Source organism: Faecalicoccus pleomorphus DSM 20574, from assembly GCF_000420345.1.
GTDB classification, from domain to species: domain Bacteria; phylum Bacillota_I; class Bacilli_A; order Erysipelotrichales; family Erysipelotrichaceae; genus Faecalicoccus; species Faecalicoccus pleomorphus.
In genome coordinates, this window is the sequence record NZ_ATUT01000001.1 from 1 (window position 1) to 16,599 (window position 16,599).

Annotated in this window: 16 protein-coding genes and 2 tRNA genes; 16 read left to right on the plus strand and 2 right to left on the minus strand. The window is 38.9% G+C overall.

Annotation, left to right across the window (positions count from 1 at the left end; all coding sequences use genetic code 11):
- The 12 genes from G413_RS12150 to G413_RS0100060 all read left to right on the plus strand — a co-directional run.
- A partial coding sequence (locus G413_RS12150; RefSeq protein ID WP_027969122.1) for a hypothetical protein occupies positions 1-321 on the plus strand: 321 nt, incomplete at its 5' end.
- 394 nt (positions 322-715) lie between these two features.
- Positions 716-789, plus strand: a tRNA-Cys gene (locus tag G413_RS0100010).
- 5 nt (positions 790-794) lie between these two features.
- Positions 795-881, plus strand: a tRNA-Leu gene (locus G413_RS0100015).
- Positions 882-1,010: 129 nt separating this feature from the next.
- The gene (gene priA, locus G413_RS0100020; protein WP_022788903.1) at positions 1,011-3,134 is read left to right on the plus strand and encodes a replication restart helicase PriA; all 2,124 of its coding nucleotides are present in this window, start codon (positions 1,011-1,013) and stop codon (positions 3,132-3,134) included.
- Between the two features lies 1 nt (position 3,135).
- On the plus strand, positions 3,136-4,365 hold the full coding sequence (gene rsmB, locus G413_RS0100025; protein WP_022788904.1) for a 16S rRNA (cytosine(967)-C(5))-methyltransferase RsmB: 1,230 nt from the start codon (positions 3,136-3,138) through the stop codon (positions 4,363-4,365).
- A gap of 24 nt (positions 4,366-4,389) precedes the next feature.
- Positions 4,390-5,433 carry a dual-specificity RNA methyltransferase RlmN gene (rlmN, locus tag G413_RS0100030; RefSeq protein ID WP_022788905.1) on the plus strand — a complete coding sequence of 348 codons (1,044 nt, stop codon included), beginning with the start codon at positions 4,390-4,392 and terminating at the stop codon, positions 5,431-5,433.
- Positions 5,434-6,171: a Stp1/IreP family PP2C-type Ser/Thr phosphatase gene (locus tag G413_RS0100035; RefSeq protein WP_022788906.1), complete on the plus strand. Its 738-nt coding sequence runs from the start codon at positions 5,434-5,436 to the stop codon at positions 6,169-6,171.
- 1 nt (position 6,172) lies between these two features.
- Positions 6,173-7,837: a Stk1 family PASTA domain-containing Ser/Thr kinase gene (gene pknB / locus G413_RS0100040; RefSeq protein ID WP_022788907.1), complete on the plus strand. Its 1,665-nt coding sequence runs from the start codon at positions 6,173-6,175 to the stop codon at positions 7,835-7,837.
- Positions 7,838-8,689, plus strand: coding sequence for a ribosome small subunit-dependent GTPase A (gene rsgA, locus G413_RS0100045; RefSeq protein WP_022788908.1), 852 nt, complete (start codon positions 7,838-7,840; stop codon positions 8,687-8,689).
- Entirely contained in the window at positions 8,686-9,345 is a 660-nt protein-coding gene (rpe, locus tag G413_RS0100050) for a ribulose-phosphate 3-epimerase (RefSeq protein ID WP_022788909.1), read from the plus strand. Before rsgA ends, rpe begins: the two co-directional genes overlap by 4 nt.
- Complete coding sequence (locus G413_RS0100055) at positions 9,342-9,947, plus strand: thiamine diphosphokinase (RefSeq protein ID WP_022788910.1); 606 nt, start codon at positions 9,342-9,344, stop codon at positions 9,945-9,947. The genes rpe and G413_RS0100055 overlap by 4 nt, the downstream gene beginning before the upstream one ends.
- A gap of 19 nt (positions 9,948-9,966) precedes the next feature.
- Positions 9,967-11,238, plus strand: a complete 1,272-nt coding sequence (locus G413_RS0100060; RefSeq protein ID WP_022788911.1) for a hypothetical protein — start codon at positions 9,967-9,969, stop codon at positions 11,236-11,238.
- A gap of 36 nt (positions 11,239-11,274) precedes the next feature.
- Here G413_RS0100060 and rpmB read toward each other — a convergent pair whose 3' ends face one another.
- The gene (rpmB, locus tag G413_RS0100065) at positions 11,275-11,466 is read right to left on the minus strand and encodes a 50S ribosomal protein L28 (protein ID WP_022788912.1); all 192 of its coding nucleotides are present in this window, start codon (positions 11,464-11,466) and stop codon (positions 11,275-11,277) included.
- A 140-nt stretch (positions 11,467-11,606) separates the two neighbouring features.
- Between rpmB and mraY the strand changes: the two genes are divergently transcribed.
- From mraY to G413_RS0100080, 3 genes are read left to right on the plus strand one after another with little or no spacing between them, the layout of a single operon-like run.
- A complete protein-coding gene (gene mraY / locus G413_RS0100070; protein ID WP_022788913.1) occupies positions 11,607-12,578 on the plus strand; it encodes a phospho-N-acetylmuramoyl-pentapeptide-transferase in 972 nt (323 codons plus the stop codon).
- A gap of 1 nt (position 12,579) precedes the next feature.
- The gene (murD, locus tag G413_RS0100075) at positions 12,580-13,896 is read left to right on the plus strand and encodes a UDP-N-acetylmuramoyl-L-alanine--D-glutamate ligase (protein WP_022788914.1); all 1,317 of its coding nucleotides are present in this window, start codon (positions 12,580-12,582) and stop codon (positions 13,894-13,896) included.
- A gap of 3 nt (positions 13,897-13,899) precedes the next feature.
- A complete protein-coding gene (locus G413_RS0100080) occupies positions 13,900-14,724 on the plus strand; it encodes an undecaprenyl-diphosphate phosphatase (protein WP_022788915.1) in 825 nt (274 codons plus the stop codon).
- Between the two features lie 295 nt (positions 14,725-15,019).
- Here the strand turns inward: G413_RS0100080 and trpS are convergent, their stop codons facing one another.
- Positions 15,020-16,009 (minus strand): tryptophan--tRNA ligase, encoded by a 990-nt coding sequence (gene trpS / locus G413_RS0100085; protein WP_022788916.1) that lies wholly within the window; start codon positions 16,007-16,009, stop codon positions 15,020-15,022.
- Positions 16,010-16,117: 108 nt separating this feature from the next.
- On the opposite strand from trpS, the gene G413_RS0100090 reads away from it, so the two are divergent.
- Complete coding sequence (locus G413_RS0100090; protein WP_022788917.1) at positions 16,118-16,567, plus strand: Spx/MgsR family RNA polymerase-binding regulatory protein; 450 nt, start codon at positions 16,118-16,120, stop codon at positions 16,565-16,567.
- Positions 16,568-16,599 lie beyond the last annotated feature (32 nt).

Below are 16,599 nucleotides of genomic sequence, written 5' to 3' on the forward strand. Positions count from 1 at the left end.
GAAGAAAAATCTCATAACATACTTGTTGAAGAACTGGGATTAAAAAATGAAGTATATTTATCTAATGAAATAAAACAGCTGAACGATAAAGAGAATCCATTATATCCAGTCAATCATCTCCATATGTTACTTAAAAAATTTATGAGAGCACATGGAGGTTATGAAAGAGAAAATCTGCAAGACTGGATGAATTTATTTTGGTTTATTATGAATGAGCCTAAAGACCGATATGATAAAGTTCTAAAGTTCATCAAAATGGCGATAATGTCACCAAAAAGGGTGAAATATCGAGATGCTTTATCAAAAAGACACGATAAATAAAGGATTGTTACCCTTTATGTGCAAAGGATGAGCCTTTATAAAACATAGTCTCACCTATTCTTCACTCGATGCATCTTGTCTAACTCTACGAGATATGAAGAATACCATTATCGCAAAGAAGATAAGAAATAGAAATAACCAAAGCGGTATTTCTTTGAAAGGATTACCAAAATCATAGTAATAAATAAGAATGTCACTACATAAGTAACAGTTAGAATCAAAAGAAAAACAAATATGAATTTGCATGGATTGTAACGAATGATTTTAGCGGCAGAATAGATCCTAAAAAAGTAAAAAAACAATGGCAGCACGCACAAAAAAAATACCAGACTTGAAACAATAATAAAAAGTTCTTGCATTTCTGTTTGATATTTCATATAATATCTAAGCAGCTGGTTCCGTAGCCAAGCGGTAAGGCAATAGACTGCAACTCTGTGATCATCGGTTCAAATCCGATCGGAACCTCCAAATATGGGGTCGTGGCGGAATAGGCAGACGCAACGGACTTAAAATCCGTTGGGAGTAATCCCGTGTGGGTTCAAGTCCCACCGTCCCCACCATTTTTTAAATAAAGGCTTTAAAAGCCGGATGGCATAAAAGTGGCATAAATTGCCACTTTTTTTGTATATAGAAAAGGAATTCTGATGCAATCAAGACGTCTGAAAGATAAGGTGTGTTATAATTATTGCATGTCTTACATTAATGTTTATATCGAACATAACTCTTTGGCATTGAATACAACATTTACTTATGCCTGTGATCAAAAGGTGGAAGTTGGATGTCGTGTGCGTGTTCCTTTTGGAGCTCAGGATTTAATCGGCTTTGTGGAAAGTGTAGATGTCTTGCCAAAAGTAAAAAATATAAAATCTGTATTGGAAGTTCTGGATACGAAACCTTTATTGAATGAAGAATTGATGACTCTGGCGCATACAATTTCTCAGAATTATGTGTGTTCTGTGATTTCTGTTTTAAAAACGATGTTGCCGCCTGCTTTACGACCTTCCAGTATAGAGCATAAGATTGTCTACGAGGATTGGGCTGTATTAAATGATGAAACGGTTGCGTTGACACCTAAGCAAAAAGAAGCTTTTGCATCCATTCGAGATCAGCTTCCTATGAAAGCAAGCATTTTACGAAAAAAGATTTCTTTATCACGTCCATTATTTGAAAAAGGAGTCCTTTCCTTAGAAAAACGTGTAAAAGAAAGTGTTGTACCGATGGAAGAGATCGAGGATTCTTCGTTTGTGCTCACAGAGGAGCAACAAGCAGCAATCGAAAATATTGAAAAAGGAAAGAATACGGTTTATTTACTGCATGGTGTAACGGGATCGGGGAAAACCGAAGTCTTTTTACAATTAGCAAAGAAAGTATTGTCTGAGGGAAAACAGGTTTTATTTCTGGTTCCGGAGATTGGGCTTACACCCATGATGATTCAACGAGTAAAGGCAAGATTTCAAACAAAGATCGCCATTTATCATTCTTCTTTAAATGCACAGGAGAAGTATGAACAATATCAGCTTGTCAAAGAGAATAAAGTTTCAATCGTTGTCGGGACAAGAAGCAGTGTCTTTATGCCTTTTTCGAATCTAGGCTTGATTTTGATGGATGAAGAACACGATTCCTCGTATAAACAAGATTCTATGCCTCGATATCATACCAGGGATATCGTGATGGAACGAGCTAAATTTCATCACTGCAAAGTTGTGCTTTCCAGTGCTACACCCAGTCTGGATTCGTATGCACGTGCATATAAAGGCGTATATCAGCTGGTTACTTTAACGAAACGAATTTCTTTGCAGATGCCAAAGATTCATTTAGTGGATATGAAGACAGAACAAGTTGAAAATGGTTTATCTTTTTCGTTGATCAATGCTATCCAACAAGCCTTGGCAAAGCATCAGCAGGTGATCTTGTTATTAAATCGCAGAGGATATCTTCCGGTGGTAAAATGTACTCAATGTGAAGAGACTTTTACTTGTCCGGATTGCGGGATTGCCCTGACATACCATAAAAAAGAAGATCTTTTAATGTGTCATTGCTGTGGCAGGGTCTTTTACTTTGATCATACTTGTCCAAAGTGTCATTCTCATTCTTTTTATCGCTTAGGTATGGGAACTGAAAAATTGGAAGAGAATTTACAGAATATGTTTCCTAAAGCATATATCGTTCGTATGGATGCAGACAGCACTCGTAAAAAGAATGCACATGCCAAATTATTAAAAGAATTTGAAGAAAAAGGCGATATTCTTGTGGGGACGCAAATGGTTGCCAAAGGTTTGGATTACCAAAGAGTTAGTGTCGTGGGTATCTTACAGGCCGATGCCAGCCTGGCACGTATTGATTATCAAAGTGCGGAAACCGCGTATTCGATGTTGGAACAAGCCAGTGGCCGCTGTGGAAGAGGTCAAATAGAAGGGAATGTTTATATTCAGACCTTTGAACCGGATCATTATGTGATGCGAAGTGTGATTCAGCACGATTATTTTTCGTTCTTTTCCAAAGAGATGAAATATCGACATTTAGGAATGTATCCACCGTATGTCTATCTTTGTACGGTGATCTATCAGGATAAAAAAGAGGAAAATGCCCTGCAGACTGCCCAGGAGGCTAAGGCATACTTAAGTGATTTAAAAGTGTTGGGGCCGATTTCGATATCGATGCGTCAACAAAAGGCCAGGGTTCGTCTGGTCATCAAATCGAAAGATAAAGAACTTTTAACACAACGCGTATGGCAGCTGGTGCATCATCATATGCGTTTAAAAACAACGGTCAAGCAGGATATCAACATGTATCCATTTGGGTTGGAGGAGTAATATGCGATCATGGGTTTTAGAAGCCTTGATAGAAGTCATCTGTCATGGCCAATATTCAAATTTGTATTTAAAACATCATTTAAAAGAGTGTCCGTCCAAGGATAGAGCTTTAGCCACACATATTTTTTATGGTACATTACAGAACTATGGTTATTTAAATTATTGTGTGAATCAATATGTAAAGAAGAAAATTCCCAATCGGGTTCGCATTCTTTTGCTTATGAGTGTTTATCAACTCTTTTTTCTGGATAAGGTTCCAGCATATGCCATTGTCAATGAAGCTGTTACATTGACAAAAATCAAAAATCCGTCTTTGAGCGGTTTGGTCAACGCGTTTTTACATCGTGTCAAACAAAAAGATATTCTTTTACCGGATCAGGAAGAAGAAGCACTTTCTATTTTGTACTCTGTACCAAGTTGGCTGGTGTATATGTGGAAAGCACAATATGGTATTCAACAGACCAAGACCATGCTTTCCTGGACCCAGCAGATCTTACCAATCTATGTACGAAGAAATGCGTTATGCAGCACGATCGAAGATTTTGAAAACTCGATGTTTACAAGTATACAGGATGATTTATATATCTATCATGGAAACGATGTTGCAGCACATCCTTACTATCAACAAGGAAAAATGAGCATACAGGATATAGGAAGCTATGAAATTGCCTGCTTTGTCGATGCGAAACCGGGCATGCATGTCTTAGATACCTGCGCGGCTCCGGGCACGAAAACAATGGCTATGGCTGAAAGAATGAAAGATACGGGCCAGATTGTCAGTGTGGATCTGCATGCGCATCGTGTACAACTGATCGAAAATGATGCCAAACGCCTGCATCTGCAAATTGTAAAAGCCTTATGTAAAGATGCGCGTGATTTAGAGAATCTGGGTCTTTTCGATCGTGTGTTATGTGATGTTCCCTGCAGCGGCTATGGTATTCTGGCACGAAAACCGGATATTCGTTTGCGTATGAAGCCGGAAGATATGGATGCCTTGATTCCATTACAACAGGACATTTTGGAAAGGGGCAGCTTGCATGTCAAAGAAAACGGCATTTTGGTTTATTCGACATGTACGATCAATAAAAAAGAAAACGAAAAGCAGATTCAGTCCTTTTTGAAAAAACATACCGACTTTGTTTTGTTGGAAGAAAAGACGATTTTTCCAAATAAAGGACAAGATGGATTCTATATGGCAAAGCTTGAGAAACAACAAGATTCTCTGTTATAATTTTTAAATGAATTGGGGTGGATTATGCAAAGCCTTTACGACTTTAATTATGAACAAATACAAGACTTGGCAAAAAGTTATGGATGGAAAGGATTTCGTGGTCATCAGATTTTTCAATGGCTTTATCGAAATCGAGTGAATTCTATTGATGAAATGAGCAACCTCAGCAAGGAAACCCGAGAGATCCTAAAGCAAGATTTTATTGTGAGTCCGTTACACTTGGTGCGTAAACAGGTTTCTCATGACGGTACGACCAAATATCTTTTTGCGCTGGAAGATGGTGCCCTTGTGGAAAGTGTAATGATGCTTTTTGATTACGGAAAAAGTATTTGTGTGACAACTCAGGTTGGATGCAATATGGGATGTGCCTTTTGTGCCAGTGGATTAACAAAGAAAAAAAGAAATCTGACCAGTGGAGAAATGGTTGCTCAGTTTCTTTATGTGCAAAAAGAATTGGATAAGACGCAGGATCGTTTAAGTCATATCGTGGTAATGGGAACCGGAGAGCCTTTTGATAACTATGAGAATGTCATGAATTTTCTTTCCACAGTCAATCATGATCGTGGTTTGGGTATTGGATCACGACATATTACAATTTCTACCTGTGGTATTGTTCCCAGAATCTATGATTTTGCCAATGAACATACCCAATACAATTTGGCTATCAGTCTTCATGCACCAAACAATGAACTTCGAGATCAATTGATGCCGGTCAATCATGCGTATCCATTAGAAGAGCTGATGAAGGCTTTGGACTATTATTGTCAGGAAAACAATCGTCGTTTGACATTTGAATATATCTTATTAAAAGGGGTCAATGATTCCACAAACCAGGCACATCAGCTGGCAAAGCTTTTAAGAGGTTACAATGCCTATGTCAATTTGATTCCCTATAATGCGGTGGATGAAAAAGGTTTTAAAGGTGTTACACATCAAGAAGCCATGGTCTTCTATGATACATTGATGAAAGATGGCATACGTTGTACAATTCGCAAGGAACATGGAAATGATATCGATGCTGCTTGCGGACAGCTTCGTATCAAGGAATTGAAAAGAGGTCAAAACTAAATGAAAGTCTATGCGAATACGGATGTAGGATGTACAAGACAACTGAACGAAGATGATTTTTGCGTTCTCCAAAATCAAAATGATGATTTACTGGCTATCGTCTGTGATGGAATCGGCGGAGCCGCTGCCGGAGAAGTAGCCAGTGCTTTGGCGGTATCTACCTTTCGAGAAGAATTTTTAAAGGTGGATTCTTTTTATTCCGATGGTGATGTGAATACATGGATTCAAAATACATTGGATCTTGCCAATGAAAGAATCTATCAAAAAAGCATGTCCAATAAAAAAGAAAGAGGTATGGGGACGACTTGTGTGGGTACATTGATCACCCATGGAAAAACATATATTTTCAATGTCGGAGATTCTCGTATCTATGCATATTATGAGGATGGCTTGATTCAGATGAGTGAGGATCACAGTGTGATTGCACAGCTGATGAAGGAAGGAAAGATCACCAGTGAAGAGGCAAAGACACATGCACAGCGCAATACGTTGACAAATGCTTTAGGCGTATGGCATGTATTTCGTGTTGATACCAATAAGATCGAATCGAACTATAAATCGCTTTTGATATGCAGTGATGGCCTGCACGGTTATGTGGATCATGATAAGATTGTTTCTGTTATTCAAAACAAAAAGTTTTCTGTACAAAAGAAAGTGGATGCCTTGATTTCCATGGCTATCGATGCCGGTGGATATGATAACTGTACGGTCATTGTGATCGAGAACGAGGAAAATTGATATGGCGCAAACGATGATCCAACAGATTGCCAACCGGTATCAGATCTTATCATTGATCGGACAGGGTGGAATGGCTGATGTGTATCGGGCCAGAGACAAGATCTTAGATCGTATCGTTGCCATCAAAGTTTTACGCTCCAAGTTGAGTGAAGATCCTATGATTCTGGTTCGGTTTCAAAGAGAAGCCAGTGCAGCCTCCCGTCTTTCGCATCCTAATGTTGTAGATATTTACGATGTTGGAGAGTTTGAAGGCCTGCATTATATTGTCATGGAATATATTCGAGGACGAACGCTCAAACAGCTGATCCAGCAGCGAGGCGCCCTTCATTATAACGAAGCCATCGATATTATGAAACAGCTGACCAGTGCAATCGTGGCAGCCCATCAAAATCATATCATTCATCGTGATATCAAACCGCAAAATGTATTGATTAAAGATGATGGTACGGTCAAGATCACTGATTTTGGAATCGCAGTGGCCAGTGATTCGGTACAATTGACACTCAACAATGCGGTCATGGGATCGGCTCATTATCTGGCTCCGGAAACCGCACAGGGAAAAGAGCCTTCGTACCAGGTGGATATTTATTCTCTGGGTATTGTATTTTATGAATTACTCACAGGAAGTGTGCCTTTTACCGGGCAGACACCTACGGAAATTGCCATTAAGCATTTACGTGTCAAGATTCCATATGTACGAAATTTTAATCCGGGAATTCCGCAGTCGGTAGAAAATATTGTCTTAAAGGCAACGGCTAAAGATCCCAATCAACGGTATCAATACGCTCAGGAAATGTTGTATGATTTAGAACACTGCCGCGATTTAGAATATCGCAATATGCAGCGCATCGAGATTGATGATCAGCCGATCCATCATGTCGAGGTTGATCAAGGTCGCGTTAAGGTTCAATACGAAGAGAACAAACAGGCACCCCTAAAAAAGAAACGAAAAAAGATAGTGCCGATTTTGCTGGGACTATGTCTGGTGTTGCTTGTGGGTGGTGTTGGTGTTTTCACATTACAGGCCACAGGGATCATTTCAATCGGATCGATTTTCGGTCAGGCAACGATGCCAGATGTTGTCAATATGAGTCGGGAAGATGCCTTGCGGGCTTTAGAAGAGGCGGGTATCTCTTCATCGCAGATCGAAGTGGAAGAAGAAGCCAATGACGCGGTAGAAAAAGACCATGTCATCGCATCGGATATAGAAGCGGGTGAATCGGTCAGCGAGCATGACACCGTTACGCTTTCTATCTGTAAAGGACCGACATTTTTGGTGCCGGATTATACCGGACAATACGTTTCGGATGTGGAAGAGCAGTTGAAAGAAGAAGGTGTAAATATTGAAATAGAGGTGGAAGAAAAGCCGATGGCAGATACCAATCCGGGTTATATTTTAGAACAAAAAGGGTTAACGGTTGGCTCACGTATCGATCCGGATGAAGAACAGACGATTACATTTGTCGTGGCCTCCTATCCGCAAGTTACGATTTCTCAGGATTGGATCGGTCAAAGTTATCAAAGTGTTTATCGAGAATTGAATGCCATGGGGATTGCGGTCGTACAAAGTGGAAGTGGTTCTACGATCGTCAGCGTTTCACCATCCGTAGGCAGTATTTATACACAGGAGGGATCAAACAGCTACATCACGCTGTATACAGAATAAATGGAAAAGGGAAGAATCATAAAAATTATTTCAAATCAATATACAATACAAATGGCTGATCAAGTGATTGTCGCCAGCCCAAGAGGGAAACTTCGCTTAGATAAAGCACCTGTGGTTGGTGATTTTGTACAAGTTGAAAGTCTGAATGGCACTTATCGCATCCATTCGATCGAACCAAGAAAAAATCGTCTTTTGCGCCCGGCGATTGCCAACGTGGATCAAGCCTTGATCGTGACCAGTTTAAAAGATCCGGATTTTTCGGTACATCTATTAAATCGTTTGATCTTTTTGGTTTGCCTGGCGCATGTCGAGCCGATCTTGATTATTACAAAACAAGATCTGGTGGAAGACATCCGTGCTTATACATCGCTTTTTTCTCAGTATCAAAAAGCAGGCTATACGCTTCTGATGACGTATCCGGGAAGTGATGACGAGGAATTAAAAGCGATTCTAAAAGATAAAGTCAGTGTTTTGTGCGGACAAAGCGGTGCCGGAAAAAGTTCGTTATTAAATCGTTTGGAGCCTAGTTTTTCGTTACAGACGCAGGCGATATCCAAAGCTTTGGGGAGAGGAAAGCATACCACCCGGTTTTGTGAGCTGCATAAAGTTGCCCAAGGCTTGGTGGCAGATACACCCGGCTTTTCCAGTCTGGATTTTTCACGAATGGATCTTTCTCACCTGGATGCGTGCATCAAGGATTTTAAACCCTATCTGCATCAATGTCGCTTTAAGGACTGCCGGCACATCCATGAACCTGATTGTGCCATTCAGAAGGCGGTACAGGAAAATCAAATCAATCCTACGATTTATGAAGATTATGTACAGATCTTAAAGGAGGTCAATCTACGATGAATGAAAGAATCATAGCCCCTTCCGTGTTATCTTTGGATTATTCTAAGATGACAGAACAAATTTCCATCTTGAATCAAAGTAAAGCAAAATGGCTGCATTTTGATGTCATGGATGGGCATTTTGTACCGAATATTACCTTTGGACCCGATATTTTAAAGGGCTTTAAGAAGAGTGCGCATCAACTTTTGGATGTACATTTGATGGTAACGGATCCTGAAAAATATGCGCCAATCTTTATTGAGGCTGGAGCTGGCTGCGTGACTTTTCATACAGAAGCATTCGATAACGATCTGCAACGCATTTCCGCATTACTCAAGAAAAATCATGAAATGGGTGTTTTAACGGGTATCGTTGTCAAACCTGATACTCCCATCGAGCTATTTGAATCTCTTTTAGATCAGGTTGATATTGTATTGATTATGAGTGTAGAACCCGGATTTGGCGGACAGTCGTTTATGGAAAGTGTGTTAAGCAAGGTTGTCTGGCTAAAACAAAAGAAAGAGGAAAAACAATACGCTTATCGTATTGAAATCGATGGCGGTATTAATTTAAACACATTTCAAAAAGCGGTAGAAGCCGGCTGTGATACTCTAGTTGCGGGCAGCTTTGTGTTTAAAGGAGATATCTGTGCAAATATCGAGGAGCTATTGAAGTGAAACCTGCCGTCTTAGTCACCCCTTTGTCACAAGAAATACCCCATGTGGATAATGCGGATTATATCGGTGTGGATGCCGGCTGTCTGCAGATTCTGGAACAAGGTTTTCCATTAGCCTTTGGCGTGGGTGATTTTGATTCTATGGATCCAAAGATGTTGGAAAAGCTGAAACAAAGGGCATCGCTTACCATTCATCCAGTTCAAAAGAATGAAACCGATAGTGAATTAGCTTTGCGCCTTTGTCAGGAAAAAGGATATTCACCGCTGATTTTGACAGGCGGTCTTCATGGACGTATCGATCATACCATAGCAAATATTCGTCTTTTGATGTATCGCTATGAGAATTTGATCTTATGGGAGACTAGTCAGAAGATGTATTGTCTTTGTCAGGGAAAACATACGATTCAAAACCAGTATAAGCATATTTCCTTTTTTGCGATCGAAGATTCGATCATTACTTTGGAAGGCTTTTTATATCCACTTCATCAGTATGATCTAAAGCCGGATGATATCCTTACTGTTTCCAATTCGATTCTAAACAAACAAGCGCAAATTACGATCGATCGGGGAAAAGTATTATGTATTGAATCCAATGTTCGCTAATTAGAAAAAGGAGATTATGATGCAGGAGATTCTGAGTAATATTCTATTAGGCTCGTTTGCGGTCCTATTTGGTTTTGTGATGTTTCTGGCACCGGATGGCATCTATTTGATCTTGGTCAATTTGTTGTTGGTTGTCTTGGGATGCAGTGCGCTGTGGATGATCGTACGCTTTATCAAACGAAGAAACATACTGGATGTTGTTTCTTCTCTTTTTTCGTTTGTATTATTTGTGATCTTATCCAATCATCAAAATATTCCTTTACATGTTTTACAGATCATATTTGGTATCTATTGTCTTTTAAATGGTGCGGCTTTGTTGGTACAAATGGTGATCAATGCATTGAATAACAGTAAAGGGAAATTTTTTCTTTTTTTGTTTAGTCTTTTTTATTGGATATTAGGAATTTACTTGATTCGTGTGGATGAAGACTTAAAGATATTGATTCGTGCCTTTGGCTTTTATTTAATGATCTTAGGTGGTCGTTATGTCAGTGATGGTCTGGCCTGCGTCAATCCATTGACAAAATATGAATGGAAACGAAAAGTACGCATCACTTTTCCGGCTTTTTTATGTGCTTTCTTTCCGGATTGGGCTTTAAATGCCATCAATCGCTATCTGGAAGCAGAAGAGCCCTATGAATTTGAACAGAAAGAACGAAATGCGAAACATGATTTAAGTGTATTTGTCCATGTAGGACCTGTGGGTTTTCAAAAAGTCGGGCATATTTGTTTTGCGTATAATGGTATTGCGTATAGCTATGGAAACTATGACAGCGATTCCTTTCGTTTGAATCAGACTCTGGGAGATGGTGTTTTCTTTAAAGTGCCGGTCGAATATTATATTCCCAATGCGATGGAAGCGGAACAAAATACGATTTTTGAATATGGTATTGCCTTAAACGAAACACAGAGAAGTCTTTTGGAAGCGCAGATTCAGGCATTTGAAAACAATAGTTATCGCTGGCATTGTAAGATTGAAAGAGAAGATGGATATCATCGGTTTGATGCGTATCAAGAAGACTATCCTTCACGTTTACATTATAAAACCGGTGCTAAACTTTATAAGTTTAAACAGGGTAAGTTTAAAACGTACTGGGCTTTAGGAGATAACTGTGCTTTATTTACGGATCGTATCTTGGGTTGTCTTGGGGCAGATATTTTAAGTATTCGAGGTATTATATCACCGGGTACTTATCTGGAGTGGCTGCAGAATGAATACTTAAAGAAGAACAGCCCGATTGTTTCGAGAACTCTATATACGTTACAGACAAAAAAAGACTTCAATGTATGAAGTCTTTTTTGTGGTACTTTATTTGTCCCTTCGCTATTAGATAGCGCCTTGTTTCTTTAATGTTCTTAAGGCACGCGCACTCACACGAACTGTCTGAGGTTTCCCGTCTACAACCAATCTAACTTTCTGCAGATTGACATTCCATTTACAACGAGTAGCACGCATAGAGTGAGAACGCTTATTTCCTGTTAAAGGACCTCTACCAGATACTGCACATACTTTTGACATGTCGCTGTCCTCCTTTTTCCTTTCTGCTTGCGAAATTGCTTATTTATGATATCATTTGTAGCTTATCTTTTCAAGAGGAAATTTCATTGTTTTTAAATAGAGGCACATGCTATAATGAAGAGCGGAATGGAGAGATCAACATGGACTTACTCTATATGTTTATTGGTTTTATAGCCAGTTTAGTTTGTATGTTTCTTCTTATGCCGCCTTTTATTCGTTATCTGCATAAGATCAAATTTGGTCAAACGGAAAGAGAAGAAGGTTTGGCCAGCCATAAAGCAAAAAACGGAACCCCGACAATGGGAGGGATTGCTTTTATTCTGGTACCCGTCGTGTTATGTATTCTATCTTCTTTTTTTACACCGTATAAGATTGACATGAAGCTGTGGATCGTACTCTTGGCTTTTGTCGGCTATGGCTTTATCGGTTTTATTGATGATTACATTATAGTTGCGAAAAAAGATAATACGGGATTAAAACCCGGTATGAAGTTTTTACTGCAGAGCATTCTGGCTGTGGCCTTTTATATTATGTATTCTTCGCACAATCCGACAACGTTATGGATTCCCATCTTCGATATTTCTTTTGATATCGGTTTCCTATATTTTTTCTTGATCTTCTTTATGTTTACAGCGGAAACCAATGCGGTGAATTTAACGGATGGTTTGGATGGATTGTGTGCCGGACAGATGATTATTGCCCTGATTCCTTTTATCGTATTTGCGTATGTGTCAAATGCTTTAAATTTGGTTTATTTGTTAGTTTTAGTGGAAGGGGCTCTGCTTGGCTATCTGTATTTTAATAAACATCCGGCTAAAGTCTTTATGGGGGATACAGGATCGTTGGCATTAGGAGGCTTATTGGCTGCGGTGGCGATGGTTTTAAAACAGGAAATTTTATTGATTTTAATTGGATTTGTATTTGTTATTGAAGTTTTAAGTGTGATCATTCAAGTCACTTCTTTTAAAACTACCGGGAAACGTGTCTTTAAGATGGCGCCGCTTCATCATCATTTTGAAAAGAGCGGTTGGAAAGAAACACAGGTTGTCCATCGTTTTTGGCTGGTAGGTATTGTATTTGCGATTCTTGGACTTTTCATAGGAGTGCGATAACATGGAAAAAGTTTTAGTGATAGGAGCCGCACGAAGCGGGATTGCGGTGACTCGTCTATTATGCAAGATGGGATATGAAGTCTATTTGACCGATCAAAAAGAAATTGAGCAAAAAGAACAATTAAACGCCTTAGGTGTACATGTATTTGATCAAGGACATCCGGATGCCTTAAAAGCAATTTCTTATGCTTTTGTGGTTAAAAATCCGGGTATCCCTTATCGAGCAGCCTTTGTCCATTATTTTGTTCAAAAACAAGTTCCTATTTATACGGAGATAGAAATTGCCTACCGGTATGCCAAAAACTTTTCCTATGCGGCCATCACCGGTACGGATGGAAAGACAACGGTCACTACGTTACTCTATGAGATGTTAAAAACCGAGAAAAATGCACTGGTGGCTGGTAATATCGGTACACCTTTGAGTGAACTTGTTTTAGAGCATGATCAAAAAGACTATACCGTTGCCCTAGAGTTGAGTAATTTTCAGCTGTTGGGAATTGAAAGTTTTGCCCCGGATGTTTGTGTCGTCACCAATTTAGCACCAGATCACTTAGACTATATGGATTCTTTGGAAGATTATTATCGATCTAAAATGAAGATCTATGAAAATTGTAAGTCAGATGCATGGTTTATTCGAAATGTAGATGATGAAGAAATAATGAAATATGCCCAAGGCATTCCATGTGAAGTAATTGATTTTTCATTAACACGTCAAGATGTTGCTCTTTACAGAGATGAAAAATTTGCATATTTAAAGGATAAGGTTCTCTTTAAATTAGAGGATTTGAAAATTGTAGGTGGATTTAATTGTGGAAATGCGATGATGGCCGCTTGTATGGCATATCGCATGGGTGTTTCTGTGAATTCGATCCAAAAGGTCATTTCTGAATTTAGAGGTGTTGAGCATCGCATTGAGTATGTGGATACGCTTAAAGATGTTCGTATTTATAATGACAGTAAGGCAACAAACACGCATGCAGCCTGTGCGGCTTTAAGTGCGTTTGATCACAATGTGATTTTATTATGTGGTGGAAAAGATAAGCATATTTCTTTTGAAGATTTGAAACAATATGATCAAAAAATCAAACATTGTTTCTCTTTTGGGCAAACTAAAGATCATTTTAAAGATATCTTTACACATCAGACTTCCTGTGAAACCATGGAAGAGGCACTTTATCAAGCTTACAATATGGCAAGTGCAGGAGATGTGATCTTATTGTCACCGGCATGTTCCAGTTTTGACCAATTTAAAAATTTTGAGGTTCGCGGAGAAATCTTTAAAGAACTGGTAAAACAACTAAAGGAAAAGGAGAGCTAATTTATGCAGTTTATTCTGGATCTACTTAAATCTATTCTTTTTGGAATCGTACAAGGAATTACAGAATGGCTTCCTATCAGCAGTACCGGTCATTTGATCTTGTTGGACAGCATTTTACCGTTAGAACCAGCTGATTTTTTTGAGGTTTTTAAAGTGGTCATCCAATTTGGAAGTATTTTAGCCGTCGTTGTGCTTTATTTTCATCGTTTGAATCCCTGGAGTAAAAAGAAAAGTCGGGCAAAACAGAAAGAAACCTTTGAATTGTGGAAAAAAGTGATCGTGGGTGCTATACCGGCCGCCATTCTTGGTTTCTTGTTGGATGATATCATTGAAGGGTATTTAAGTGCCAACTTTATCATTGCGATTACATTGATTGCCTACGGTATCATTTTTATCGTTGTGGAAAAACATCCCAAAACACCAACCATATATACACTCGATGAACTGGATTATAAGACAAGCTTAAAGATCGGTTGTTTTCAATGCCTGGCGTTGATTCCCGGTACTTCCCGATCGGGTTCGACCATTTTAGGTGGTCTTTACAGTGGTTGTACAAGGACGATTGCCAGTGAATTTTCGTTCTTTGTAGCTGTACCGATCATGTTGGGAGCCAGTGGTTTAAAACTGGTGAAGTATTTTATGGAATCCGGTTTTTTCTCCTTTGGACAGTTGATTGTTCTTCTGTTTGGAACCTTTATCAGCTTTGTGGTTTCTTTATTTGCGATTCGAGCTTTATTGAGCTATGTACGCAAACATGATTTTACGGCCTTTGGCTGGTATCGCATTGTCTTAGGTATCTTGGTGATTTTATTTTTCTATGTTTTATAAAAAGGAAATCAAGCTTTGAAAGTGTCAACCTTATAAATAGAGAGACACTTTTTTTGTTTACGCTGCAGGAAAAGTCTGTCATAGGAAATCTGGTTTTGATCTATAGTACAAAAAAGACAAATAGACGTAATAACGCTGGTTCAATGTCTTTGAATGAAAATACCTGAGATAAAAATTTGTATAGGAAGATTCTTACTGTCTAGTGTTTTTCCATAAAAAGAAGACCGAGCCAGCTCGGTCTATCTATTTAGTTATTTTATAAGAATAGGGAAAATGGCTTTATGCCTTATTCTTTCTATTTTGTAATGATGAAACCGACCTTGCGATATACTTTTTGTATTTTCTTATTCGCAATGCTGCTGGCTTTTTGGGCACCGTTTTGAAGAACCTGATCCACAATCTTTCGATCTAAAACATCTTTGTATTTTGCCTTAAGATCGCTTAAAAAATCATATACAGTCTGTCCAATTTCCCTTTTCAGTTCACCATATCCTTTTCCCTGAAAGCGGTTTACAATGCTGTCAATCGGTTCTTGGGAAAGTACAGATTGAATCGTTAAAAGGTTTGCCAGACCCGGCTGGTGTTCTGGATCATATTGAATGATGCCTAAAGAATCGGTTACAGCTGACATGATTTTCTTGCGGGCAGCCGATGGATCATCCAACAAATCGATCGTTCCTTTTGGATTGGTTTCGGATTTTGACATTTTTTTGGTTGGATCCTGTAGTGAATAGATTTTTTGACCTACGGTGGTCATTAACGGTTCCGGAATCACAAAAGTGTCACTATACCGATTATTAAAACGTTCTGCCAGATTTCGTGCCAGTTCCACATGTTGTTTTTGATCGATTCCTACCGGTACATATTTGGCATCATATAATAAGATATCGGCAGCCATTAAGCTGGGATAGGTAAATAAACCGGCCGTGATGCCTCTTTCCCCTTTAGCAGTTTTATCTTTATATTGTGTCATTCGCTGTAATTCGCCCATATAGCTCATACAAGTCATGACCCATCCCAATTTGGCATGGGCAGATACATCGCTTTGTAGAAAAATTGTTACTTTTTCTGGGTCTAAACCACTGGCCAGATACAGAGCAACCAAATCTTTTGTATTTTGTCTGAGCTCTTTGGCTTCAATGGGGACCGTGATCGCATGTTGATTCGCAATAAAAATATATAATTCATACTCATCCTGATACTTAACAAATTGAGAAATCGCCCCAATATAATTGCCTAAAGTCAATCTTCCTGTCGGTTTGATACCGCTTAACATTCGCTCCATCTTCATCCCTCCAATTATTTTCTTATTTTACCTCAATTTGTTGTAAAAACCAATGGTATTTTAATTTCATAGTGCTATAATAGGATTACGTGAAAAGGAGGCATATTTATGGTAATTATATATACATCTCCTGGCTGTGCAAGCTGCCGTAAAGCGAAGCAGTGGCTCAAGGACAACCAAATCGAATTCAAGGAAAAAAATATTTTTACGACACTGCTCGATGAAAATGAAATTAAATACATACTGTCTCGATGTGAAAATGGAACCGAAGATATCATTTCGGTTCGTTCAAAGGCATTTCAATCTTTGAAAAAAGGAATTGATGATTACTCGATGAAAGAATTAGTTACTTTGATTCAGAAGAATCCATCCATCTTGAAAAGACCGATTATGTTATCGAAGAAAAGTTTGGTTGTGGGTTACGATGATGATGAGATTACAACCATGATGCCTGCCGAACTTCGGCCGGTTATTGAAGAATCTTGTAATCCAAGTTGTCCCAATTATGAAATCTGCGGCGGGGTACGTGCAGAACAGCCAGCACAGGTACAGTTATAAAGAATATTATAGACGAAAGCGGTTTAACGACC

Excerpts from the sequence above, each read along its gene's own strand:
- G413_RS0100080 (WP_022788915.1), top strand. The coding sequence starts at position 13,900 with ATGCAGTTTATTCTGGATCTACTTAAATCTATTCTTTTTGGAATCGTA.
- priA (WP_022788903.1), top strand. The coding sequence starts at position 1,011 with ATGTCTTACATTAATGTTTATATCGAACATAACTCTTTGGCATTGAAT.
- rlmN (WP_022788905.1), top strand. The coding sequence starts at position 4,390 with ATGCAAAGCCTTTACGACTTTAATTATGAACAAATACAAGACTTGGCA.
- rpmB (WP_022788912.1), bottom strand. The coding sequence starts at position 11,466 with ATGTCAAAAGTATGTGCAGTATCTGGTAGAGGTCCTTTAACAGGAAAT.
- trpS (WP_022788916.1), bottom strand. The coding sequence starts at position 16,009 with ATGGAGCGAATGTTAAGCGGTATCAAACCGACAGGAAGATTGACTTTA.
- rpe (WP_022788909.1), top strand. The coding sequence starts at position 8,686 with ATGAATGAAAGAATCATAGCCCCTTCCGTGTTATCTTTGGATTATTCT.
- G413_RS0100060 (WP_022788911.1), top strand. The coding sequence starts at position 9,967 with ATGCAGGAGATTCTGAGTAATATTCTATTAGGCTCGTTTGCGGTCCTA.
- pknB (WP_022788907.1), top strand. The coding sequence starts at position 6,173 with ATGGCGCAAACGATGATCCAACAGATTGCCAACCGGTATCAGATCTTA.
- G413_RS0100090 (WP_022788917.1), top strand. The coding sequence starts at position 16,118 with ATGGTAATTATATATACATCTCCTGGCTGTGCAAGCTGCCGTAAAGCG.
- mraY (WP_022788913.1), top strand. The coding sequence starts at position 11,607 with ATGGACTTACTCTATATGTTTATTGGTTTTATAGCCAGTTTAGTTTGT.
- rsmB (WP_022788904.1), top strand. The coding sequence starts at position 3,136 with ATGCGATCATGGGTTTTAGAAGCCTTGATAGAAGTCATCTGTCATGGC.
- murD (WP_022788914.1), top strand. The coding sequence starts at position 12,580 with ATGGAAAAAGTTTTAGTGATAGGAGCCGCACGAAGCGGGATTGCGGTG.
- rsgA (WP_022788908.1), top strand. The coding sequence starts at position 7,838 with ATGGAAAAGGGAAGAATCATAAAAATTATTTCAAATCAATATACAATA.
- G413_RS0100035 (WP_022788906.1), top strand. The coding sequence starts at position 5,434 with ATGAAAGTCTATGCGAATACGGATGTAGGATGTACAAGACAACTGAAC.